At 40.7% G+C, this 23,250-nt stretch carries 19 protein-coding genes; 15 read left to right on the top strand and 4 right to left on the bottom strand.

Features of this window, described 5'->3' with window-relative positions; genetic code table 11:
- The first annotated feature begins 43 nt into the window (after positions 1-43).
- Both EHR01_RS02270 and EHR01_RS02275 read left to right on the top strand, forming a co-directional pair.
- Positions 44-1,279: a PQQ-dependent sugar dehydrogenase gene (locus EHR01_RS02270; RefSeq protein ID WP_135692993.1), complete on the top strand. Its 1,236-nt coding sequence runs from the start codon at positions 44-46 to the stop codon at positions 1,277-1,279.
- A 71-nt stretch (positions 1,280-1,350) separates the two neighbouring features.
- Entirely contained in the window at positions 1,351-3,333 is a 1,983-nt protein-coding gene (locus tag EHR01_RS02275; RefSeq protein WP_135692994.1) for an LTA synthase family protein, read from the top strand.
- Here EHR01_RS02275 and EHR01_RS02280 read toward each other — a convergent pair.
- Positions 3,330-4,649, bottom strand: a complete 1,320-nt coding sequence (locus EHR01_RS02280) for a sterol desaturase family protein (RefSeq protein WP_135692995.1) — start codon at positions 4,647-4,649, stop codon at positions 3,330-3,332. The two genes, EHR01_RS02275 and EHR01_RS02280, sit on opposite strands and share 4 nt — an antisense overlap.
- A gap of 214 nt (positions 4,650-4,863) precedes the next feature.
- Between EHR01_RS02280 and rlmN the strand changes: the two genes are divergently transcribed.
- The 11 genes from rlmN to EHR01_RS02335 all read left to right on the top strand — a co-directional run bounded on the left by rlmN (position 4,864) and on the right by EHR01_RS02335 (position 18,382).
- Complete coding sequence (gene rlmN, locus EHR01_RS02285) at positions 4,864-5,922, top strand: 23S rRNA (adenine(2503)-C(2))-methyltransferase RlmN (protein WP_135692996.1); 1,059 nt, start codon at positions 4,864-4,866, stop codon at positions 5,920-5,922.
- Positions 5,909-6,193, top strand: coding sequence for a Cys-rich protein (locus tag EHR01_RS02290; RefSeq protein WP_135692997.1), 285 nt, complete (start codon positions 5,909-5,911; stop codon positions 6,191-6,193). Before rlmN ends, EHR01_RS02290 begins: the two co-directional genes overlap by 14 nt.
- Positions 6,190-7,896, top strand: coding sequence for an ArnT family glycosyltransferase (locus tag EHR01_RS02295; RefSeq protein ID WP_135692998.1), 1,707 nt, complete (start codon positions 6,190-6,192; stop codon positions 7,894-7,896). Before EHR01_RS02290 ends, EHR01_RS02295 begins: the two co-directional genes overlap by 4 nt.
- 227 nt (positions 7,897-8,123) lie before the next feature.
- Positions 8,124-10,124: a methyl-accepting chemotaxis protein gene (locus EHR01_RS02300; protein ID WP_135692999.1), complete on the top strand. Its 2,001-nt coding sequence runs from the start codon at positions 8,124-8,126 to the stop codon at positions 10,122-10,124.
- Between the two features lie 261 nt (positions 10,125-10,385).
- The gene (locus tag EHR01_RS02305; protein ID WP_081581578.1) at positions 10,386-10,898 is read left to right on the top strand and encodes a cytochrome c3 family protein; all 513 of its coding nucleotides are present in this window, start codon (positions 10,386-10,388) and stop codon (positions 10,896-10,898) included.
- 24 nt (positions 10,899-10,922) lie between these two features.
- Positions 10,923-14,051 carry a TAT-variant-translocated molybdopterin oxidoreductase gene (locus EHR01_RS02310; RefSeq protein WP_208721736.1) on the top strand — a complete coding sequence of 1,043 codons (3,129 nt, stop codon included), beginning with the start codon at positions 10,923-10,925 and terminating at the stop codon, positions 14,049-14,051.
- A gap of 20 nt (positions 14,052-14,071) precedes the next feature.
- Positions 14,072-15,445: an NrfD/PsrC family molybdoenzyme membrane anchor subunit gene (nrfD, locus tag EHR01_RS02315; RefSeq protein WP_002974485.1), complete on the top strand. Its 1,374-nt coding sequence runs from the start codon at positions 14,072-14,074 to the stop codon at positions 15,443-15,445.
- Between the two features lies 1 nt (position 15,446).
- Complete coding sequence (locus EHR01_RS02320) at positions 15,447-16,013, top strand: DUF3341 domain-containing protein (RefSeq protein ID WP_135693001.1); 567 nt, start codon at positions 15,447-15,449, stop codon at positions 16,011-16,013.
- Positions 16,010-16,597 carry a c-type cytochrome gene (locus EHR01_RS02325; RefSeq protein ID WP_135693002.1) on the top strand — a complete coding sequence of 196 codons (588 nt, stop codon included), beginning with the start codon at positions 16,010-16,012 and terminating at the stop codon, positions 16,595-16,597. Before EHR01_RS02320 ends, EHR01_RS02325 begins: the two co-directional genes overlap by 4 nt.
- 8 nt (positions 16,598-16,605) lie before the next feature.
- Positions 16,606-17,856: a hypothetical protein gene (locus EHR01_RS02330; protein ID WP_135693003.1), complete on the top strand. Its 1,251-nt coding sequence runs from the start codon at positions 16,606-16,608 to the stop codon at positions 17,854-17,856.
- 10 nt (positions 17,857-17,866) lie between these two features.
- Complete coding sequence (locus tag EHR01_RS02335) at positions 17,867-18,382, top strand: Lsa16 family lipoprotein adhesin (RefSeq protein ID WP_135693876.1); 516 nt, start codon at positions 17,867-17,869, stop codon at positions 18,380-18,382.
- A 97-nt stretch (positions 18,383-18,479) separates the two neighbouring features.
- On the opposite strand, the gene EHR01_RS02340 is transcribed toward EHR01_RS02335, so the two are convergent.
- Positions 18,480-18,869 carry a DoxX family protein gene (locus tag EHR01_RS02340; RefSeq protein ID WP_135693004.1) on the bottom strand — a complete coding sequence of 130 codons (390 nt, stop codon included), beginning with the start codon at positions 18,867-18,869 and terminating at the stop codon, positions 18,480-18,482.
- A 184-nt stretch (positions 18,870-19,053) separates the two neighbouring features.
- On the opposite strand from EHR01_RS02340, the gene EHR01_RS02345 reads away from it, so the two are divergent.
- Positions 19,054-19,647, top strand: a complete 594-nt coding sequence (locus EHR01_RS02345; RefSeq protein ID WP_135693005.1) for a TetR/AcrR family transcriptional regulator — start codon at positions 19,054-19,056, stop codon at positions 19,645-19,647.
- Between the two features lie 31 nt (positions 19,648-19,678).
- Entirely contained in the window at positions 19,679-20,332 is a 654-nt protein-coding gene (locus tag EHR01_RS02350) for an adenylate/guanylate cyclase domain-containing protein (protein ID WP_135693006.1), read from the top strand.
- A gap of 70 nt (positions 20,333-20,402) precedes the next feature.
- On the opposite strand, the gene EHR01_RS02355 is transcribed toward EHR01_RS02350, so the two are convergent.
- Positions 20,403-22,229, bottom strand: coding sequence for an AAA domain-containing protein (locus EHR01_RS02355; protein WP_135693007.1), 1,827 nt, complete (start codon positions 22,227-22,229; stop codon positions 20,403-20,405).
- Positions 22,214-23,065: a tetratricopeptide repeat protein gene (locus EHR01_RS02360; protein ID WP_135693008.1), complete on the bottom strand. Its 852-nt coding sequence runs from the start codon at positions 23,063-23,065 to the stop codon at positions 22,214-22,216. The genes EHR01_RS02355 and EHR01_RS02360 overlap by 16 nt, the downstream gene beginning before the upstream one ends.
- Positions 23,066-23,250: the final 185 nt, after the last annotated feature.

Consider the following 23,250-nt stretch of genomic DNA (forward strand, 5'->3'; position numbering starts at 1 on the left):
AGAGAAATCCAAGCCAATTATCTTATTGTGGGAACCTAAGTTTATGAAAATCCAAACCTTTGTCTTATTTTCTTTTTTGTCTATGTCTGTCTCTTGTGATGATATAGGTCGTAGTATCTTAAAAAATTACAATAAAAAGTATGAAACCGATGGCCAGGTGCTCGGATCCAAACCTCTTTTTATCGGTGTCGATGCAAAGCGCAAACAAGTGACCATTTCCTTACAAGAAGTGGTAAAAGTAAAAGAGCCAACAGACATCCAGTTCCCACCGGGGGACAGTCCGTTTTTATTTGCCCTTGAAAAGGCGGGAAATATGATTCTTTTCCACAGGGAAAAAAAGACAAGCCGAGTGCTTGCAAAATTTCCTGTGATCACAGACAGCGAAGAGGGTTTACTTGGCCTCACCTTCCATCCTAAATTTCCCAAACAACCAAAGTTATATACAAATTATGTTAAGTCGGTCGCAGGAAAAGATGTCACCATTGTTTCCGAATGGGTAGTCGAAAACCCTGCCGATTTTGATTCCATGAAATTAACAAACGAACGAGTGTTATTGCAAGTGGAACAACCTTACCCCAATCACAATGGAGGACAATTGGCCTTTGGCCTCGATGGACATTTGTACATAGGGCTTGGGGATGGCGGTTGGAGAGCCGATCCCAAAAACAACGGACAAAATCCAAACACTCTCCTTGGTTCCATTTTAAGAATTAGTCCTACGCCAGATGTAACTTCAAAAAAACCATATTCCATTCCTACGGACAATCCTTTTGTGGGAAAAACGGGTTATGCTCCAGAGACTTTTGCTTACGGGATTCGAAATCCTTGGCGGATGAGTTTTTCGCCTGATGGGCGTTTGCTTGTTGCAGATGTGGGACAAGATGCTTATGAAGAAGTGGATATCATTTTATCCGGTAAAAACTATGGATGGAACCAAACAGAAGGTTTTCATTGTTTTACTGACGGCTGTAATACTGCCCTCTATGAACCACCATTTTATGAATATGGTAGAGACGAAGGACAATCCATCACTGGTGGGTATGTTTATACTGGATCAGCCATTCCGGATTTAAAGGGAATGTATGTGTTTGGAGATTTTATCCAAGGAAAAATTTGGGCCATTCCAGTTCCAAAACCTGGAGAAAATACAAAGGTCACAGAAACGATTGCTCTTGGAAAATGGAACTTACTCATTCCTACCTTTGGTCGGGACAATGAGGGAGAAATTTTTGTGGCAGATTACCAGTCAGGAACCATTTACAAAATGGTAAAACCGTAATCATTGGATTAGACAGTGTTTCAATCGATTTATCTTTTTTAGTTTTATGGAAGTTTCTTTAAGTTTTATTTATGAAAAAACTATTTTCTAAATTGCCGTTTTACATTCGGTTCCATTTGCTCCTTGCGGGCCTTGGAATCGTATTTCTTACCATCTACCGTGTCGCTTTTTTTACCATGTATTCCTACAGGATTCATGATAAATCAACTTGGATACTATTAAAAGCCTTCCTAAAAGGCGCGCGTTTTGATATTTCCGTCTTGTGTGTGTTACTCGGCGTCAGTTTGCTTTATTCGAGTTTGCATTTTTTTAATCGTAATAAAATATACAGGGCAGTTTGGCGAACCTTACCTGTTATTTTTATCATCCTGCTTCTTTTTCTTCTCATCGCAGATTTGATCTATTATGAAAACGGAAACAAACATTTGGGATACGAAGCCTTTGCTTATCTTGGGTTTGAGATGTTGCCACTCGTTGGATCTGCTTTTTCCCAAAATCCTTTCCTATTTTTACTAGGGATTCTCGTGATTTCCGCCATTGGGTTTGGAATTTATAAAATCCAATCCAAGTTTCCTTATTCCCATGTAAATTTACATTACAAATGGGCAGGGCTCCAGTTTCTTGTGGTGCTCGCACTTCTTGTTCTTGGAATTCGTGGAGGTGTTCAAACAAGTCCTCTGCGAACCAGTGATGCCATCATTACCAAAGAAACCATTATCAATGATTTGGTTCTAAATCCTGGGTTTACTGTCATCACAGACTTAAAGATGACCAAAGTGGATGACCGTCATTTTATGAAGTTAACTGAGGCAAGTGCCATTGTCCAAAAAGAAGTGGCTTATCCCGGCGCAAACTTTGTGAGTGAAGAATACCCACTCCTTCGTAAAACAACAGTTACTTCTGCAAAACCTTTGCCACATATAGTTGTTGTGGTTCTCGAAGGTTGGACAGGAAAGTTCATTGATATCATTGGAACAGGAAAAGTGGATGGAAAAGTTGTCACTCCTTACTTCAACCAACTGATCCGCCAAGGAATGTTCTTTAAAAATTTTTTTGCCAGTGGGGGAAGGACCACAAACGGTCTTATGGCTCTGATGGGTGGAATTCCGGATCGGCCGGGGCTAACAGCGGTTCGCACACCACAAATTCTCAACAGGTTTTCAGGCCTTGGGAATATTGCCAAAACCATCGGGTATGAAACTTTATTTGTAACAGGAACTGACCTTAGTTTTAATAACAAAGGAAGTATCATGTACCATTGGGGGTTTGATACTCTAGTCGGAAAGAATGAGTTAGAAAAAAATCCCGAATACAAAACGGGGCCTTGGAGTTATTTGGATGAAGCATCTCTCGATGCCATGCACAAACGCCTCCTGAATGTAAAACCGGAAAAACCTATCGTTTCTGTGATTCATACAGGAACCACTCATTATCCATATAAGGTTCCCGATGAAAAGTTTCGATTGTTTGAATCCAGTACACAAGACAGCGAATACTTAAATGTTTTGCATTATGCGGATTTTGCTTTGAACGAATATATGGAAAAAGCAAAAAAAGCACCTTACTTTAAGGATACGGTTTTCTTTTTTGTTTCTGACCATAGCCACCATAGGTTTCTCAACTACTATGAAGATAGAAATGTTCCTCTACTCATTTATGCTCCGGGAAAAATCAAACCAGAGCTAAGAGAAGACATCACTTCCCAACTGGATTTGATTCCCACCATCCTTGGGTTTATGGAAAGAGAAGTATACTTTAGTGTGATGGGTCGTGATTTAAGAAAAGTAAATGGATCCTCTGCCTATTTTGCTTATGGAAATATCTTTGGATGGATTGAAGATGATTTTTTGTATTACCAGTCTGTGTCTGGTGGACAAGGGGAAACCAAAACCATCAAGTCCCCGTTTGTGGATTTGGGACTTTGTTATAAGGACATTAACTTATGCAAAAAACATGGGGATAAAACAAAGGCGTTTTTAAATTTAGGAGACGAACTCCTGAAGTCGAACAAATTGTTCCCTTCGGAGTCCGTTTTAAAAGAGATAAAAAACTAATACCAAGTATTAGAAATATTACTCAAGTCAAAGAAGGTCTTTCGTTTGATGACAATCCAAACAAGGGATACAAACGAGAGGCCAATGAGTGGGATGGCAAAAATTTCAATATTAGGAATATTGGAATAAACTAAAGCCGCCACAAAAGCAAAGATAAACAATACGTTCCTTACCACTTCCGTTCTTCTTGACCATCGTTTCATCTCCATGGTTCGATCAATCGAAAACAAACTAAAGATGATCACAACAGATAAAATTCCAAGAGTCACCATGTCTTTTTCCAAATTGATTTTGGCAACTTTCCAAATCACAAGACCCACAGCCATAAGAACTGCGGCTTGGAGTGCTACATAGATCATCACACCCATGGGAGGTTTGGGATCATATTTTAGAATTTTTGTTGGCTCTGGAGCTTCGTCGCCACTTGTAATGAGATAATTCGGTTTCCAACCTGGAGGTCCAAAGATGGTTTTAAAAACATCACCAAAAGATTTACACTCCAGAATTTGAAAAAACATATCCTTGAACACGTGTAAGTTGACCGTGATGGGATTGAAGGAATTAACTGGTTTTGTCAAACCATAGATTGGTTCTTCCGTTTCCCATTCAAAGGATTTAAACATCCGATCCCAAATGATAAAGATACCACCGTGGTTACGGTCGATGTATTTTTTTTGCACCCCGTGGTGGACTCTATGGTTGGACGGTGTCACCATAAACTCTTCTAAAAATCCTAGTTTGCCCACAAAACGAGTATGAACCACAAACTGATACACTTTTAGAATTCTATGGCTGAGTAAAAACATCTCCCAAGGAATTCCAAGAAGGGCCATTGATAGAAAATAAATATATTCGAAAATTCTTTGTAATCCATTTCCACGAAACGCTACAGATAAATTCATTTCTTGTGTGGAGTGGTGGGTGACATGTGTGGCCCAAAACAAATTGATTTCGTGGCAATGTCTATGGAACCAGTAATATACGAAATCAGCAAAAACAACAGCAAAAGCCCAAGCACCAAGAGCCGGCCAGTTGACTGAAAAACTAGGGGAGAATTGAAACGGACTTTCCAAAGGAAAAAAATGGTAACCTAAGGCAGAGAGCGAAAAATTGGTCTCTACTTTGTCGTAAACATAGAGAGCTCCAAGTAGGATGACCACTCCAATCAATGCGAAGATCACACCTGTGCTCACATCGGCAATGAGAACGTTTAACCGGTAGTATTGTTTGCCTTTGATGTAGGAAACAAAGATTTCGATTCCTATCAGTGCGACCATGACGATAAAGGCATATTCCATAAAGGCGTCGCTATTCATTCGTAAATTTCCCTCACTAGATACTAGGCTTTTGAATCAGTGTGTGTAAGTCAATGTCCATTTGACCGAACCATTTTTCGAACAGGTTTCTTTTAAATTTCAAATTCGACTTGTTTCAGGAAAGAAACTAAGGTAAGTCTAAAAGAATTGCCGGAAATCCTTGTCCCGTCGGGGGGCAACGAAAAGATTGGCTAAAGGTGGATGTTCCAAACAAATGAAAGAGGAAATACCAGTTCTCAAAGGCAAAACCAAAAAAGAACTAGAAGAGATCTGTGTTTCTTTGGGTTTGGAAAAATATCGTGCCGCCCAAATTTATACAGGCATTTATAAGAATCGTTACACGAATTTGGATCAGTTTACTACCTTATCCAAAGATGTCCGTGAAAAACTAAAACAACATACTTCCTTTCCTGAAATTGAACCGGGTCGAGACCTTGCTTCCAAAGAAGATGGGACTCGGAAATTCACTTTTTATGTAGGTGAAAACAAAGAAATCGAAGCAGTTTGGATTCCCTCCGGTGATGGGGGACGAAAGACCATCTGCATCTCTTCCCAAATTGGTTGTACACTCAATTGTAAATTCTGTGCAACAGGACTTTTGGAATACAAGGGTAATCTCCATACTTGGCAAATCCTAGATCAAGTTTTGCAAGTGGAACGACTTGTTGGCGACCGTGCCACCAATATCGTTTTTATGGGAATGGGGGAACCCATGCACAATTATTTTTCTGTGATGAAAGCTGCCCATATCCTCCGAGACCAAGAGGGATTTGGCCTTGGAGCACTTCGAATTACCATTTCCACAGCCGGTGTCACCACAGGGATCAATCGGTTTATTGAAAACAAAGAACCTTTCAATTTTGCGATTTCTCTCAACCATCCAAATCCTAACTCACGTTCATCTGTCATGGATGTAAACGACAAACATCCGTTAGAGAAACTAATAGAATCAGCAAAACGATTCACTAAGGAACTTGACCGGGCCATTACCTTTGAATATGTTATGATCCCGGAAGTGAATATGGGCCGTGACAATGCAGAACGACTCGCCAAAATTTCTCGTTCTGTGAACAAATGCAAAATCAATGTCATCCCTCTCAATACTGATTTTACTGGATGGCGTAGACCCACAGATGATGAAGTCAAAGACTTTGTCACCCATCTCAAAGCTAAAACAACAGCTCCCATCCTCAACCGCAGAAGTCCTGGTCGGGACATCAATGGCGCTTGTGGAATGTTAGCGTTAAAAGGAATAAGAAGTGAAACAAGGTAATTGGATTTTAACTTTTGCGTTGGTCCTATTGGTAACAAACTGCCAAGATATTGTCGAAAAAAAATGCCAAGCGGCTTGTGAAGTTTTTATCTCTTGTACAGAAGAAGAACTAAAACTCACTTTGGCTCCTGATGTGAAACGCACAGGTAGGATCCAATGTATGGACGGATGCACCACTCATAATAGCGATATTTTGCAATGTTATGACCAAGAACCCAATTCCTGTAAAGGATTTGGACAATGCCTAATCCAAATTGGTACCCTAGAATGAAAGAAACACTTAACACATCCGAAAGAATTTTTTATCGAATTTTACTGCTCCTGGCAGCCCTTCCTGTTTTGTTCACTCTGCCTTTGGATGTGATTGACATTGATAGTTCGCAGTATGCAAGTATTAGTCGTGAACTCGTGTTATCTGGAGATTTTTTTACTTTATTTGACAATGGTAGAAGATACTTAGATAAACCGATCTTAACCTTTTGGACGATTGCTAGCTCTTTTTCTCTTTTCGGAATCAGTAATATTGCCTTCCGAATTCCAGCTATTTTACTCAGTTTACTTTCTGTTTATTCCATTTATCGCATCACTATTTTAACCGGTGGAAAAGAAAGACAAGGTTACTTGGCTTCTTTCGCTTATCTTTTGGCACCAGGATTTTATGCGATGGTTGTGGATCCAAAAATTGATGTGTATCTCACCGCCTACTTGGTGTTTACATATCATTTTTATTATTTAGGAAGAAAAAAGAATCCAAACTATTTTTACTTAATGTATCTCATGATGTCTATGGGATTTATCACCAAAGGTCCCATTTCTGTGGTCATTCCTGCTTTGTCTATTGGTGGGGATATTTTATTCCGAAGAGATTGGAAGTTACTTCTTTCGATGCGAGTGCCAACGGGAATTCTCGTTCTTGCATCTCTCCCTGCTTTTTGGTGTGTTCTATTATACAAAAGTTTTAATTCCTATGGACCATCTTTCTTTTTGTGGATCCAATCCTTTGGTCGTTTCTACAAAGAAATGTATGATGTGAAGTTCGATCCATTTTACTTTTATAAATCTTTTTCATGGGCCTTCTTTAGTGGAGTGGTGCCTATGATCATCTATATCGCATTTCGCACTTACAATTATATCAAATCCCTTGGATGGAAAGAAATCCTTCGGAAAATCCGTTCGAATGAATACAAAGACATCGACTTTGTGATTCCGTTTTGGGTATTCCTCTTTTTATTTTTGATTTCTTTTTCTAGGTTTCCGCTCCCTCAATACACGTATTGGGTGCTTCCAGGGGCTGCTCTTTATTTTGGAAAGATAGCCGAAGAAAGTTTATTCCGTTCGAGTGTAGAAAGACTTCGTCCATCTTTTCTCATTGCAGGTCTTGTTTATCTCGTGGGGTATTTTCTCATTCCGGTTTTTGTGGCAGATGTAGGCATTGTGTACTATGTATTCGGTGCCATTGGAATTTTACTGATTTTGTTACTCGCCCAACTCATTCCTTTGGAAGTGCTTGTCACACTCGTTGGTGCCACTTTGTTTTTTAGCTCCATTAGTTTGCAATTCTATCCTCTTCTCACAAGTTACCAACCAGCAAAAGAGTTTGGTGCCAAAATCAAAGAACTGGAACCAAACGAACCGGTTGTGTATACATTTTGGTTGTCCAATTCCAAAAGGTCTTACGGGTTTTATGCAGAGAGAAACTTCCGCAATGTCTATGATAAAGACAAATTGGACCGACTTTGGTCGGAAAAACCAGAAAGGCTTCTCATCCTGCCTTCGGAAAAACTAAGCCAATTAGAAGAATTTGCCGGAAAAGAATATCGGATCGAGCCGGTTCTGGAACGGGAATCCTTCAAAGTGGCCACTCCCACGGTCGCTTTTTTGAAAAAAGAGACAAGGGGCCTTGTCACAAAGAAAATTTCTTTGGTTTGGCTAAAAAAAATTCAGGGGAAATCTTCTAAAAATTCGAAAGTATAACTAGGCTAAATTGTGTAAGTCTGGTTTTTAGGGCCCTTCGATGTCAGAATCAGGGCCTTTTTTTTTTTGCCCTTTTGTGCCACCAAAACATCCGTTGCGGACTCATCCTAACTGAACATTGTTTTCAAGCGAAACAAAAAAGAAGCTTGTCAGTTTGGAAATTAATTTCAATAAATCCTTCGTTTCCCTCTTAAAAATTTCACCAAAACACGTCACATACAGGGTATATGAAGAGTTTAAAATACATTCTTGGTCTCTATACATTTCTTTCCATTTTAGTTTTATCCACTGTTGTATCGGCTCTCATTTTGTATTTGAATTGGGGACTTCTTCTGAAAGTTTACCGAGGAGAAATGGAAAACGCTGGCAAAAGTGCTGGGGCTGAACTTTCCAATTATTATAAATCGCAACTTCGCATTGCTGGCCTTCTATCCAAACAAAGAGAAATCAAAGAATCCTTCCAATCGGGAAAATCAAAATTTGCAACAGACCTTCTTGTTGGCTTTATGCAAGAGGCAAATGGAGAATACGAAAATATCTTTTTATCGGAGCCCATCCAGAACGCTAAAATCTTTGCAGCGGGGATTCCTCGGTCCATTGGATACCAATTGGAAGAATCCAAAACCGGGGACCACGTTGTTGTGGCTCTCAAAAAACAATATTTGATTGGTTCTGTCCAAGAATCACCTATCACTGGTTTGCCGGTAAGTCTTGTTTCTTTTCCCATCGAAGACAATGGAAAACTGATAGGCATTCTTTGGATCGCATTAAACTTAGAACTCGTTTCGAAACGAATGGGTGAGGGGATCCATGTCGGTGCTAACGGATATATCACTGCCATCACCACCAAAGGGGTTGTGTTTGCTGGTCCTGATAAATCTAAAATTCTAAAACTAGACCTAAGTAAAATTCCAGAAGGTCGCCCCATTTTAGAAGCCAAAGACGGAGCATATTTCGAGTATACGGAAAATGGAAAGGACTATGCCTTTCTCATCAAACGATTAGAGGAATGGAATACCATCATCGGAGTGGTTCTTCCCAAATCCGATATGAATTCAGGATTCATCCAAGTGGCCATTTTTGCCGTAGTCGTTGTGGTATTGATTACAGCTCTTGTGGTTTTGGGAGTGTTTCGGTTTCTCAAAAAACGTCTTTTGCCTTTGGAAAACTCTGTTGTCATTTTGGACCAAATGGCAAAGGGAGATTTAACCGAGTCATTTACTCTCACCAACCACGATGAGATTGGCAGAATGAATTTAGCTTTAGATGGTTTTGTCAAAAGCATTCGAAATTCTCTAGGAGAAATCCAAACAGTTGCAGAAGAGATTGCTTCTTCTGCTGAAGGTTTACGTGATTCCTCTTCTAGTTTTTCAGATATGGCCCAAGGGACAGCAGCATCTGCTGAAGAAATTTCAGCCACCACAGAAGAAGTCGCGGCCAGTATGGAAACAACCGCATCCTCCACGGCCAAACAACATAACAATATCATCGAATTCAATGAAAAGATTTTAGAATTATCCCAAGGTGCCATCCAAATTGAAAAGGATACCAAAGCAGCCCTAGCCAATACTGAAAACATAACCAAACAAGCCAAACTAGGTGGGGAATCACTCAACCAGATGAAGGAAGTGATTAATGTCATTTTGGAATCTTCCTCTGAAATGAAAGAAGTGATTGGAATCATTGATGAAATTTCGGACCAGACAAGTTTACTCGCACTGAATGCTGCGATTGAAGCGGCAAGAGCCGGAGAGGCGGGCCGTGGCTTTGCCATTGTGGCCGAGGAGATTTCCAAACTTTCCGACAAAACGGCTCATTCCATCCAGGCCATCGAGGACATGATTGGAAAAAATAGCAAAGAATTGGAAGAGGGAGCCAAAGGGATTCGTTCTTCGGTGGATCTACTCAACCTCATCATCAGAGACATTGCCGAAGTGGAAAGTGTGATGAAACGGCTATCAGAAGCCACCAAATCCCAATTGAACTATAACCAGGAAGTGGATGCAAGGTCTAGCGAAGTGGGAAGGGAGTCCGAAGCCATTCGCGGGGCCATAGAAGAACAGAAACGAGCCATCGAACAAATCTCTCAGTCTGTGATTGGGATCAATAATGAAACCATGCACATCGCAACAGGATCGGACCAAGTGGCATCTTCCTCACAAAAACTCTCCCATGCGGCAGATACCCTTCGAGCCGTTACAAAACGGTTTACCATCGCAAAAAACTAAAGGACTTCTACAAGAACCGCCTTTCCCCAGTCTAAGGCCGATCCCCAAGGGATTGGTTTTTTTCTTTAAAAGATAACAAATGTTTGCTGGTATTTTGCTAATTAATTGAGACTCGGTTTCAATAAAGAAAGTTCGTGAAAAATTTCCCATTATGTCTCTTTTCATGTTTTTTCGCATCCAAAACCCTTACATACTTGCTTTTTTTCTGATTTTACCTTTCCTTGTCAGAAGACAGTGTAAACGGATTCAGGAAATCTGCGAATGAATATAAAAATACTCAAGATCTCTGTGCCTATCGTTGCAATTGCAGCACTAGCATATTTGATTTTTTCACCTAGCCGTTATGTGGGCTATTCACCCGACCAGCCCATCCCCTTCAACCATAAGATACATGCCGGCGATAACAAAATCGACTGTAAGTATTGCCATACTGGTGTTGAAAATTCGGCCCATGCCACAGTTCCCCCAAGTTCCACTTGTATGAACTGCCATGGAGCAGGTAACGTAGCGGGCAACCAAGAACATGTTAAATGGCTTAAAGAACAATACGATAGCAATACTCCGGTATCCTGGGTAAAGGTTCATGACCAACCAGACTTCGTATACTTTAACCATTCACGACACGTACAACGCGGTGTTGATTGTTCCACATGCCACGGTAACATGGCAGAGATGGTAAAGGTTAGACAGTCCAAGTCCCTCAACATGGGATTTTGTGTCGATTGCCATAGAGAGAACAATGCTCCTAACGATTGTTCTACGTGCCACAGATAATCGGGAGACAAGTAATAATTTATGATGAAAGACGATAGTTTCCAAAAAGAAAAAAAATCGCTTTGGCAATCTTATGAACTTCGCGGAACTTCTCGCGAACGTGAATTGCAAAAGCAAGAGTTCTATAAATCTCCAGATCCCCTGATTGCAAAAATCAAAAAGGGTGATTTTGATAGAAAAACTTTTTTAAAGTTTATGGGTGCCTCGGTTGTGATGACAACTGTTGGTTGTATCCAAAAACCTGCTGAAAAAATTGTTCCTTATGTGAACCTCACCATCAAGAACCCAGACAACAACGAAGTAGAACAATATGACTTCGTAAAACATGGACACTCTTACCACTACGCTTCCGTATGCGGTGGATGTTCTGTAGGTTGTGGTATTGTTGTGAGAGCAAAAGACGGACGACCTTTGAAACTCGAAGGAAATCCAAGCCATCCGATTTCGGAAGGTGCTCTTTGCGCTTCTGGACAAGCTTCCATTTTTGATCTTTATGATGCAGACCGTGCCAAAGAACCACAACAAGTGGTGAATGGAACTGCGAAGTCTAGCGACTGGTTTGTTTTGGACAAAGATGTAAAAGAGAAACTAAACGCCAACAAAGGAAAAACCATTGTTGTCACAAAACCTCTTTCTTCTCCTGCTACTTCTGAATTCATTTCTGAATTCTTAAAATCAGTGGGTGGTGGAAAACACATCGAAGTAGCATTTGCTTCTTCTGATGATGCGATTACCCTTGCTCAAGAAAAATCTTACGGAAAGGCAGTTCTTCCAAACTACCATTTCGACAAAGCAAAAGTGATCCTTTCCATCGACAGTGATTTTTTAAATCACACAAACTACCACAATGACTTCTCTAAAAGAAGGGACTTACAAGATAAAGGTGTAAAATCCTTTAATGCTTTCATTGCGGCAGAAACACATCCGTCTATGACGGGTTCCAACGCTGACCAAAGAGTGCCACTAAAACCAGGTGACCAAAGAAAGTTTGCTCTTGTGATTGCAAAAGCTCTTTCTGATTTGGGAGTGGGTGGAGCCACAGGAGTTTCCGGAATCAATGTAGAATCTTCTGCAGCGGAACTTGGAATTTCCAAAGAAGTGGTTTTACGCACAGCAAAGGCCCTTGCATCTGCAAAGGGTGAATCCCTTGTTGTTGCTGGTGGTTCGAATGCTCTTACTGAAGACGCTGTTGATTTACAAATCGCAGTAAACATGTTAAACAGCATGCTCGGTAACGATGGAAAAACCATCGATGCAGGAAATCCTTTGAAAGAAGGACGAACTAACTATTCAGAAAACTTAAAAACTCTAGCAAAAGACTTAAAAGAAAGAAAGGCCGGTGTGGTGATTCTTTTCGGTGTGAACCCTGTCTACCAAGCGCCAAACGGAGATGAGTGGAAAAAACTCCTTCATGAAGCAGCACAAGTAGTACAAGTTTCTGACCGAGCGGATGAAACAGCACTTGCTTCCAACTGGCTTGCTCCAGTGTCTCACTTCCTTGAGTCTTGGGGTGATAATGAATCGGTAGCGGGAATTGTTGCGATCCAACAACCAACCATCCGACCGATCTTCCAATCCAAAGCGTTTGAAGACATGCTCATCACTTGGGCTGGTGGATCGCTTCTTGGTGCAAGTTCGTTATACGACTACCTCAAATCAAAATACTCTAAAAAAACAAACTGGGAAGACTTACTCAGAAAAGGTGTGTTAGTTTCTGGAAATCCAAAAGCTGACAAGTCTGGACGTTCGTTCCGCGGAACCATTGCTCCTCTCGCACCTTCCAAGTCAGGTTTAACAGTTTCTCTTTACGAAAGCACCGCTCTCGGCTCTGGCGAAAGAGCAAACAACTCGCAACTCCAAGAACTTCCAGATCCAGTATCTAAAGTGACTTGGGACAATTATGTTGCGATTAGCCCACAATACTCTCGTTCGTCGGGAATTAAGTTAAATGATGTTGTCACAGTCACTGTTGGCGGTAAATCATTTGAACTTCCAGCTCTCGTCCAACCAGGCCTCCATCCAGAAGCAGTGGGAATTGCTCTTGGTTACGGAAGAACAAACGTGGGTGAGATTGGTAACGGAGTAGGGAAAAACGCAAACCTTCTTGCAACAGAAGTAAACGGATCACTTGTTTATTCTGGACTTTCCATCACTCTTTCTCCAACAGGAAAAAAATACAAACTCGCTACCACACAAGATCACCATATGATGAGTCCTGGTGTGATGATGGGTGTTGAGTGGAAAGAAAGACCTCTTATCATTTCTGCAAAACTCCAAGATTATGCAAAAAATCCTGGAGCAGGAATTCCTGAACCAGAGATTCCAAAAATCCTAATCGATGGAAAATTACAAAGAGCACAAGGAGCGAACGCTCCTTCTGACCAACCAGGAAGCCAATTTGCATACCCAGGATACAAATGGGGAATGGCAGTGGATCTTACTTCTTGTTCCGGTTGTGGTGCATGTGTCGTTGCATGTAATATTGAAAACAACGTGCCAATGGTAGGACGTGACGAAGTGAGAATGGGTCGTGAGATGCATTGGCTTCGTATTGACCGTTACTACATCGGTGATCCTGAAAAACCAGAATCACTCGAAATTGCGCACCAACCACTGATGTGCCAACATTGTGACAATGCTCCTTGTGAGACAGTTTGTCCAGTAGCTGCGACTGTTCACAGTTCGGAAGGAACCAACGATATGGTTTACAACCGTTGTGTGGGAACTCGTTACTGCTCAAACAACTGCCCTTACAAAGTGCGTCGTTTTAACTGGTTAGAACATTGGAATGAACACAACCTTCTCGGGGAAGCAACACCTACATTTAAGGCTCGCCCTCCAAGAAACCTTGGTCTGAACCCAGATGTTACCGTTCGTTCTCGTGGGGTTATGGAAAAATGTAACTTCTGTGCTTCCCGAGTTGCTGAGAAAAAAATCGCAGCGAAAAACGAAGGAAGAACATTACGAGATGGAGAAGTAAAAGCGGCATGTGAACAAACATGTTCTTCTAATTCCATTGTGTTCGGTAACGTAAATGATCCTGAATCAAAAGTAGCGAAGCTCTTGAAAGACCCTAGGTCTTACAAACTTCTGGAATACCTAAACATCGGACCTGCTGTCACCTATATGACTCGCGTTCGAAACGACGTTTAACAGGGGAGAACACAAAGGGAATGTCATTAGCACAAGCAGTTCGAGATAAATTAGATATCCCCGACCTGGTAACAGGCGGGAAGTCGCTTAAAGATGTAACCGTTGATATCGCAAAACCAAACGAAGATTTCCCTACCAAACTTTGGTGGAATACCTTTCTTTTGGTACTTACGATCACCCTGATCGACGTAGCCATCATCGGTTATTTGTTTTATGAAGGTCTTTACCTACTCGGGATCAATAACCCGGTAGGTTGGGGATTTTTCGTAGTCAACTTCGTATTTTGGATCGGTATCGGTCACGCAGGAACTTTGATTTCTGCGGTTCTATTTCTCTTCCGTCAAGGTTGGAGAACAGGGATTAACCGAGCTGCAGAAGCGATGACCATCTTTGCCGTACTTGTTGCGGCATCGAACCTCATCCTTCACGTAGGTCGTCCTTGGCTCGGATTTTGGTTGTTTCCTTATCCAAACGAAAGAGGTCCACTTTGGGTGAACTTCCGTTCCCCACTGATTTGGGATACGTTTGCGGTATCAACTTACCTTTCCATCTCCATGGTGTTCTGGTATTTAGGACTCATTCCTGACCTTGCAACACTTCGTGACCGTGCGACAGAAACTTGGAGAAAGAACTTATATAACGTTCTTGCTTTCGGTTGGGTTGGATCGGCTAGATCTTGGTCTCATCTGGAAATCGTTTCCATGATTTTGGCAGCTCTTTCTACTCCACTCGTTCTTTCGGTTCACACCATTGTATCCTTCGACTTCGCTGTTTCCATTCTTCCAGGTTGGCACACGACCATCTTCCCTCCATACTTTGTTGCCGGTGCGATTTTCTCCGGATTTGCGATGGTGGTAACACTGATGGTCATTGCTCGTGAAGTATTCAATCTAAAAAACTACATTACGATGAAACACTTGGACAACATGAATAAAATCATGATGGTAACAGGTCTTATCGTAGGTCTTGCTTACGGAACAGAATTCTTTATCGCTTGGTATTCTGGAAATGAATACGAAGTGTTCGCATTCTGGAACAGAGCCTTCGGTCCATACGGTTGGGCATACTTTATCATGATCTCTTGTAACGTATTGTCACCTCAAGTGTTCTGGTTCCGCAAACTCCGTTACAATATCCCTGTGATGTTTGTTGCCTCCCTTGTGGTAAACGTAGGTATGTGGTTCGAACGATTTGTGATCATGATGACTCTGAACCGAGACTTTTTACCATCCAGCTGGGCAATGTATACACCGACACTTTTCGACTACGCAATGTTAATCGGAACTTTCGGTATCTTCTTTACTCTCTTCCTTCTCTGGTGCCGAATTATGCCAGTGATTGCGATTGCAGAAGTAAAAACAGTGATGCCACAGAAAGAAGGAGCACACCACTAGTATGTATCTTCCAAAATTAGAACAGTTTCACAAATACAAAGAAATGGATGAAGGAGTTCTCGGAATTTTCGAGACTCCCGAAGCAATCATGCATGCGGCTGAAAAAGCCAAAGAAAAAGACTACAAAGGATTTGATTGTATCCTTCCTTATCCTGTTCACGGGATCGATGAAGCGATGGGAACTCCAAGATCAGGACTCCCTTGGATCACTTTCTTTGCTGGTATCTTTGGATGCACGATCGGGATTCTCTTCCAGTATCTCACTCATGCCTATGACTGGCCTCTCAATATCTCTGGAAAATCTCTCAATGCATGGTTTGCTTATGTGCCAATCATCTTTGAATTAACAGTATTTTCTGCAGGGATTTACACTGTAGCTGCCTTATGTTTTTTAAGCGGTATTCCCAAAGCAACCCGACGAATCCTTCACCCGGATTTGACATCTCACAGATTCGGACTTTGGATTCCAAAATCTGCTAAAGGTTATAACGAATCAGAAGTTGTTTCTTTCGTAAAAGGCCTTGGTGGATCGGAAGTAACCGTGGTAAAACCGGAGAACCAAAAATGAAACAAAACATCTTTAGAGTTTTAGCGCTAGCGGGACTCCTTGTTCTCGTGAATTGTGATTACAAAACTCCCGTTTATGAATACTTTCCTAGTATGTATGATTCTCCTGCGCGTGAGTCACAAGAAGCAGATTCTTTTGCAACCAATGGATCTGCTTCTCGGATTCCACCCAAAGGTGCGATTCCAATAGGATATTTTCCATACCCTTATGCAGCAGAAGCAACTCCTGACACACTTCCAGGGGCAGACAAAGGATTAAAAAATCCAATCGCCAAAGCAAACTTAGGTGATTTAATGATTGGTGAAAAACGTTACCAAACCTACTGCACACCTTGCCACGGGGTAAGGGGTCTTGGGAATGGAACGGTTGTTGGACCTGCTCCAAGGTTCCAACAATCACCTCCTTCTGTTGTGTCTGATAAAATCAAAGGTTGGTCTGATGGACAAATCTATCATATCATCACGATGGGTCGTGGTCTCATGGGAAGTTATGCTTACCAAATCGAACCAGAAGACAGATGGAAGCTCATTGCTTACATCCGCAAACTTCAAGAACATGAAGTTCAAAATAAAAAGGCGAACTAGGGGAAATTATGAGCTCTACAAAAGCAGCGAAACTAGACGAAAAATTACTGCAGTTCCAACTGCCAGTTACTCTTCGTAATGCCCTCATTGCTATGATCGGAGTGGGAGTGGTGAGTTTTCTCATCGCTTTCCTCGGATTTGGTCATGAAACATCTCGTCACATGGACGAAGCTGGTCATTTCCATCATACAAATTTAGGTTACCATATTTTACTGATTGGAACTTACTTTGTTGTGGGTCTTGCCATCACAGGAATCTTTTTTACAGCAATCCAACACCTAACTGGTTCTCATTGGTCTGTCACTGTTAGACGACTTTTTGAAACTTACGGACTTTTCACACCAATCGCAGGTCTTTTACTTGTGGGTGTGATTTTTGGAATGCATGACCTTTATGAATGGGCGGATGCGACAGTTCGTGAAAACGACCACCTCATCCACCACAAATCAGGTTACCTAAACCCAACAGCTTTCATAATTCGATGTGTTGCTTTCATTGGTATTTGGTCTGTATTTGCTTACATCTTTCATGGAAAATCAGTCGGTCAGGACAAAGATAAGGTTGTGGATACAACCAAAACTTTGGCAAAGATCTCTGGGGGATTTATTCTCTTCTTTGCACTTTCTTGGTGTTTTATGGCATTTGACCTTCTCATGTCACTCACTCCGCACTGGTTTTCTACTATGTTTGGTGTGTATGCATTTGCAGGTGCTTTCCAAACTTCCCTTGCTTCTTACTTAATTGTAATCGCAATTTTGAAGAAAAACGGATACCTTGGCGAAGCAGTCAACGAAAACCATTATCATGACATTGCAAAATTCCTTTTGGGTATGACAACATTTTGGGCTTATGTGGGATTCTCACAATTTATGCTCATTTGGTATGCAAACATCCCAGAAGAAACTTTCTTCTACGAAATGCGTATGACTGGCGGATGGGGATATACAACTCTCGCACTTCCTTTTGTGAAGTTCGTGATTCCATTCCTTCTTCTTCTCAATCGTCCCAACAAAAGAGACATTGATTTCCTTTGGAAATTGGCAGCTTGGATTCTAGTCACTCAGTTCTTTGAACTATTCTGGTTGGTTTTCCCTGCAAACTTCGAAAAGTTTTCTATCCTTCACTTTGTTTTAGCGTTCGGCGGAACAGTGGGTGTGGTAGGAATCTTTGGATTCTTTATCTTCAAAAAGTTGGAAAAACACAGCTTAGTTCCGGTTGGAGACCCTCGTTTGGATGAGTGCCTCCACCACCACCAATAGGAGAATGGAATTGAAAAACAAAATTGTATTACTCATGATTGCGGGAGCAAGTTTCACAGCTTGTTCCAAAAATGCGGAAGTCACTTGGCATAAAAATTGTGATGCAAAAACAAACAAAGCAAGTTTGGATTTTACAGTTCCTTTATACTCGGAAGCTGATTCTAACTCGAAAGTGGTGGAATTTGTTCCTGCAGGAACAGTAGTAAAAATATTTGATGCTCGTAACCACAACGTTTGGGCACCAAAGTATTTTATTAAAGTGCAAACAGCAAAAAACGAAGGTTATATGAGTCCTCGTTGTTTTGTTGTAAGCCAAGATCCAGAAGTTAGTGTTTGGAGATATTCCAAAGGCCTAGTAAAAGAGTACAACCCATTTTACAGCCCAACAGACAAAGAACATTATCCACGTGGGTATGAGTATGGTAGCTTAAAAGATCTTCCGAAAGATAAGATCCCACTTTCTGACCTTACAAAAGGTTTGGAAGAAGTTCCTTACACAAACAAAAACATGTTAAAACAAAACTAAGAGTTTTGCTAAGATTGGTTTGGCGGAAAGAATCCGCTAAACTATCTTTTTTATAAAAAGACCCAAGGGAAACCAAGGGTCTTTTTTTATGCATAGATCAAAACCAAAAGAGTTCTTTTACTTTTGGATTTCGTAAGCTTAGTCCTACCCAAAGAAGAATTCCTATATACACTGGAAAAAGAGTATGGCTAAAAAGGGGATTTCCCACACGCAGGTGGATGGCAACAGCACCGCCTAAATATCCAGTGAGTAGAAGTGCTCCCAGTGCAGCTGTTTGCGGAATGGCATACATCACTGTGATCACAAGAAGAAGGATTCCTATGGTCGCAGCGCTCGATATGGGAAGACCAAGTTCCTCCATACTTTTTAGGACTGGATCAATTTTTGCTAATTTTCCGCCCGCATCAAAGAGAAGAAAAGCAATCACAAGACCACTGAGAATCCGTCCCACCCAGAGGTAGGTTGGGGATTGGTTTATTTCGTTCATAAAATCACCTGCTAAAAAATCGGTCTCGCCAGAAAAACATATCAAGTGATATGTTGTCAATAGAATTTATAATCAATATAAATAGAATGTGAATCCACGGAAAACGGTAAGGACTACCGGACAAATTTGGTCTTCTCTTGGGACGGTGATTCCGTTTGATGAGAATACAAGGAACGAGTGAGGAATGGGAAAACAAGAGGAAACTCGTAAACTGATCATTGAATCTGCATTTGTTCTGATTTACCAAAATGGATTTCAGGGTGTGGGGGTTCGTGAAATTGCACAAAAAGCTAACTTAACCATTGGTGCGTTCTTTTACCACTTCCAAACGAAAAACCATGTGGGTTATGCCATCATCGATGAGTTTCTATCCAAAGGGATTTTGGATCGGTGGATTTTGCCTTTGCAAAACTATGATGATCCTGTGGAAGGAATCATTCTTACATTTAAAAAAACATTTGAGGAATGGCCAGATGAGTTTGTTTCGAGAGGTTGCCCCTTGAACAACTTGGGCCAAGAAATGTCCTCTATTGATCCTGAATTCCAAAAGAAAGCAAAGGACCTTTTGTCCCACTGGATCCAAAATACAAAAACTTACTTGGACATTGCCAAAAAGAAAAAGATTTTAAAAGCAAAAACTGACACAATGAAACTTGCAGAGTTTATCGTCACTTTCCAAGAAGCAACCTTTGCTATGGGAAAAGTAATGAATGATAGAAAGGTTTATGATTCTTTGTATCTTTCCTTTCGAGATCATTTACTAAGCCATTGCCATTGACATTCATAACGAAAGTGTTATACTCGCATCCATGGGTCAAAAACGCACCATTGCCACCTCTGCATCAGAAGAACGATTAGAAAAACTTTTAGAAGAACGTTTGAACCCTGGTTCTAACCAAGAAATCATCGACAAACGAATTTGGGATTTATTCGGAGAAACCTGGTGTGTGATGTTTACAGATTTATCTGGTTTTTCTCGTGGGGTTGCCAAATTTGGAATCATTCATTTTTTACAAACCATCTATGAATCACAAAGGATCCTCATTCCTGTTCTTGATGAATTTGATGGAATTCTGATGAAAGACGAAGGGGATAGCCTGATGGTTCTTTTTCGCAATACCAACAAAGCCATTCAGTGTGCCATTCAAATGCAGAAAGCCTGCAAACGTTATAATGAAGGTCGAACTGCTGAAGAACAAATTTTACTTTGTGTCGGACTTGGGTATGGCAAAATCCTAAAGATTGGAGATACCGATGTTTTTGGTGCAGAAGTGAACGCAGCATCCAAGTTAGGTGAAGATACTGCCAAAGCTTGGGAGATTTTAGTCACCAGTGCTGTCAAAGAAAATGCTGACGAAACCACTGACTTCGATTTTGAATCCATCACAGATATTCCACCTGGTTCTGATGGAGCCTTTCGTTTGGTTTATACTTTAGAAGAACCCAAGTGGATTGTATTATAAACTAAAAAAAATCAAACGTAGACAATTGAAATGAAATCATTTGGAACCCAAGGAATCTATTTTTTAGCCTTTATTCCATAAATTCATAAATCGAACGGATTTCACCCACGGATTCGATATAAGAATATAGGTCTTGGAATTCTTTCGTTTGGCAAAGGGTTCCAGAATCTCCAATTAAGATCAGATGCGATTTTGCACGAGTTAAGGCCACATTCAAACGTTTGGGGTTTAGTAAAAAACCAACATCGCCATCTCGATTGGATCTAACTAAACTTAGGATCACAATTTCCGACTCTCTTCCTTGGAAAGAGTCGATGGTTTGGGTAAACCAACGTCCCGAAGACAATTTGACGAGTTTTTCCACCTGTCCTCTGTAAGGTGAGATGACAGTTGATTGATCTTTTGGTATCCCCAAACGAAACAAGGTCTCTACCAGTTGGATTTCTGTTTGGTTAAAAAAACTTGGCTCTTCCCCTTCTGTTTCTTCTTCGGAGTCACTGCCTGCAGTATCAATCCATAAGATCGGCGGATTATTTCCTAATATAGGGGAGATGTCTATATTGTGATTCCACTTTGCATCGGGATGAGTCAAAATTTTACTTTCATAATAGGTCCCATTGGGAAAACCGAGAATTTCCGGTTTCATTCGGAATTGTTTTTCTAAAAAGATCACCCGATCCCCAGAGTCAAAGGCGATTGCCTTTTCTAAAAAACTATGTAAGGCATCATGGTCTGGGTGAGAGAAACTGGCTCCAAGTTGTTTTGGATCACCAAAGAAAAAAGTTTTTTTACCTGCATACAAACCAAGGTAACATCCAGGATCTAAACTTTGAGTGGCTTCATCCACAAACACATAATCAAACTCTCTCCCTTTTTTGAATTCATTTCCAAATCCAGAAAATGTAGATACAATGAGTTCTGCGTTGTCGAGTAACTTCATTCTAATGTTTGATTCTGCTTCCCTGATTGTGGAAAGTAAAAACTTTGCTTCTTTTCTTTGTGCCTTTCTTTCTTCCCTTTCTTCTTTTCCAAAATTTCGTTTCCAGGAATTAGCTTTTTTCTGGATGGCCTTTAGTTCTGTTTGCCAGTTGTGGATTTGTTTTTGGTCTGGATGTTCTTGGATGAGATTGTCTATATGGTAGGGTAGGATTTCTTCTTTGATTTTCGTAGAGTTACCCAATCGGATAACACGAATTCCTTTTTTTAAAGCAAGTTCCACAATGTAATCGCAAGCAAAGTTTGTGGGACAAAGTGTTAAAACGGATTGTTTTTTTTCTTTGATTCTTTCTACAGCTTGCATGAGTAAGGTGGTCTTTCCTGTTCCTGGTGGACCGAATATCATCCCGTAATCTGCAATTTGAAAAATTCGCTCGAGTGGGGTTGTCGTTTGTCCCGATTTGGGAGGATTGGGTTTGTCGCCGAGTCCAAATCCTAAAATCCAGTTGAGTTTTTTATGCGAAAAACTTTCTTTATCTTCGATTACTTTGGAAATGATTTCGTTATACAAATCATAGGTGGATTCTTGGAACCACTTTGAAATTTGAAATTCATTATCTTCCCATTCATAGTCTCCACGGATTTGAACGGTCAGTTTTGTATCGTTTGCCTTGTAAATATTTCCAAAAATGGATTCGGAATTTCCTTTTAGAAGAACAGGAATCCCTTGTTTTAACCATTCTTTGGCTTTTAAAGAAGGCGAAATTTGGAATTCTGCCCTCCATGTATTTCCGACAACAAAATGAAGATCTTCCAATTCTGCAGATTTGATCGCTTTGGTATCTTCACCTTTTTCTAAAAATAAAGAACGTTCATACTCACGTTCTTTGGTTAGGATTGATTTTACATATAGAATTTCTTCTTCTAGTGAACCAAACTCTTGTTTCATGGTTCTTCCCATTCAATATTCTCCAAGGTTGTAAAAAATCCATTTCTCAGTAGCGGTGCAAAATCAATAAAGTCAGCAGCCTTTAAATATAAAGAATCTTCGATCGAATAAGCTTGGATTAAATTGTTGGCAGCTTCTTCCAATTTTCCCACTCGGCAATGAGCCCTTGCTAAAATGATAAGTGTCTCTGGGTCAATCTCTTTACAGTATTGGATATGGGTCCTAATTGATGTTAGTGCATTTTCTGGATCTTCTGCTTCCAAATAACAAAGAGCCAGCAAATCGTAATGAAGGAACTCTTCTGGTTCCACCATTTTCAATGATTTTTTTAAGGAAACAAGTGCCGAATTAAAATCGCCACGAGAAAAATACAAAGATCCAAGTTCCGCCCAAATGTCTTTTCGATCGATCCCACGGCCGTTACTTAAATGTTCTTGAGAAAGAGCCTTTTTTAAAACCTCAATTGCTTCTTCGGAACGTTCCATATCTTTTAAGAGGGAAGCAAGGAGTAGGTAGTTTTCCAAATAGGATGGAAACTGTAGGACACTTTTTTGGAGTAAAACCTTTGCCGATTTGAATTTTTTTAATTTGATCAGATAACGCGAGTAAACGGTGATACTTAAGGGATGAGAGGGATAGTTTTGAATGATATCCTGAAAAAGGGATTCGGTTTCTCTTGGATTTCCCACTGCATACAAACACCAGGCTTTTTTCGCTTTGATTTTGATGAGAGTGGATTCGTCGGTAGTATGCGATTCACTTTCCGCATACACGTTGAATGCCCGAGTGAATTCCTTTTCTTCTTCCAAAAGTTTGGCTTCGCGGATCAGTGAAAAAAAAGAACTCATACGGTGTTTTTTACTTCAGGAAATATCTGATTGGTCGATGGGTAGAATAGGGAGTAAAGATTGTAAAAGGAGGTCCTTTATGGTTCCATCTATACCTATAAACCCTGTCGTCAATTTGCCGAAGGAAATTTTCCAGGCACAAAACCAACTAAACGAAAAACTCATGAAGTTGGCCGTCGAGGAAA

Source organism: Leptospira mtsangambouensis (assembly GCF_004770475.1).
GTDB classification, from domain to species: domain Bacteria; phylum Spirochaetota; class Leptospiria; order Leptospirales; family Leptospiraceae; genus Leptospira_A; species Leptospira_A mtsangambouensis.

Bases quoted from the DNA above. Each gene is read 5' to 3' on its own strand.
- EHR01_RS02345 (WP_135693005.1), top strand. From the start codon at position 19,054: ATGGGAAAACAAGAGGAAACTCGTAAACTGATCATTGAATCTGCATTT.
- EHR01_RS02355 (WP_135693007.1), bottom strand. From the start codon at position 22,229: ATGGGAAGAACCATGAAACAAGAGTTTGGTTCACTAGAAGAAGAAATT.
- nrfD (WP_002974485.1), top strand. From the start codon at position 14,072: ATGTCATTAGCACAAGCAGTTCGAGATAAATTAGATATCCCCGACCTG.
- rlmN (WP_135692996.1), top strand. From the start codon at position 4,864: ATGAAAGAGGAAATACCAGTTCTCAAAGGCAAAACCAAAAAAGAACTA.
- EHR01_RS02330 (WP_135693003.1), top strand. From the start codon at position 16,606: ATGAGCTCTACAAAAGCAGCGAAACTAGACGAAAAATTACTGCAGTTC.
- EHR01_RS02350 (WP_135693006.1), top strand. From the start codon at position 19,679: ATGGGTCAAAAACGCACCATTGCCACCTCTGCATCAGAAGAACGATTA.
- EHR01_RS02270 (WP_135692993.1), top strand. From the start codon at position 44: ATGAAAATCCAAACCTTTGTCTTATTTTCTTTTTTGTCTATGTCTGTC.
- EHR01_RS02320 (WP_135693001.1), top strand. From the start codon at position 15,447: ATGTATCTTCCAAAATTAGAACAGTTTCACAAATACAAAGAAATGGAT.
- EHR01_RS02295 (WP_135692998.1), top strand. From the start codon at position 6,190: ATGAAAGAAACACTTAACACATCCGAAAGAATTTTTTATCGAATTTTA.
- EHR01_RS02325 (WP_135693002.1), top strand. From the start codon at position 16,010: ATGAAACAAAACATCTTTAGAGTTTTAGCGCTAGCGGGACTCCTTGTT.
- EHR01_RS02340 (WP_135693004.1), bottom strand. From the start codon at position 18,869: ATGAACGAAATAAACCAATCCCCAACCTACCTCTGGGTGGGACGGATT.
- EHR01_RS02275 (WP_135692994.1), top strand. From the start codon at position 1,351: ATGAAAAAACTATTTTCTAAATTGCCGTTTTACATTCGGTTCCATTTG.
- EHR01_RS02280 (WP_135692995.1), bottom strand. From the start codon at position 4,649: ATGAATAGCGACGCCTTTATGGAATATGCCTTTATCGTCATGGTCGCA.
- EHR01_RS02305 (WP_081581578.1), top strand. From the start codon at position 10,386: ATGAATATAAAAATACTCAAGATCTCTGTGCCTATCGTTGCAATTGCA.
- EHR01_RS02310 (WP_208721736.1), top strand. From the start codon at position 10,923: ATGAAAGACGATAGTTTCCAAAAAGAAAAAAAATCGCTTTGGCAATCT.
- EHR01_RS02360 (WP_135693008.1), bottom strand. From the start codon at position 23,065: ATGAGTTCTTTTTTTTCACTGATCCGCGAAGCCAAACTTTTGGAAGAA.
- EHR01_RS02300 (WP_135692999.1), top strand. From the start codon at position 8,124: ATGAAGAGTTTAAAATACATTCTTGGTCTCTATACATTTCTTTCCATT.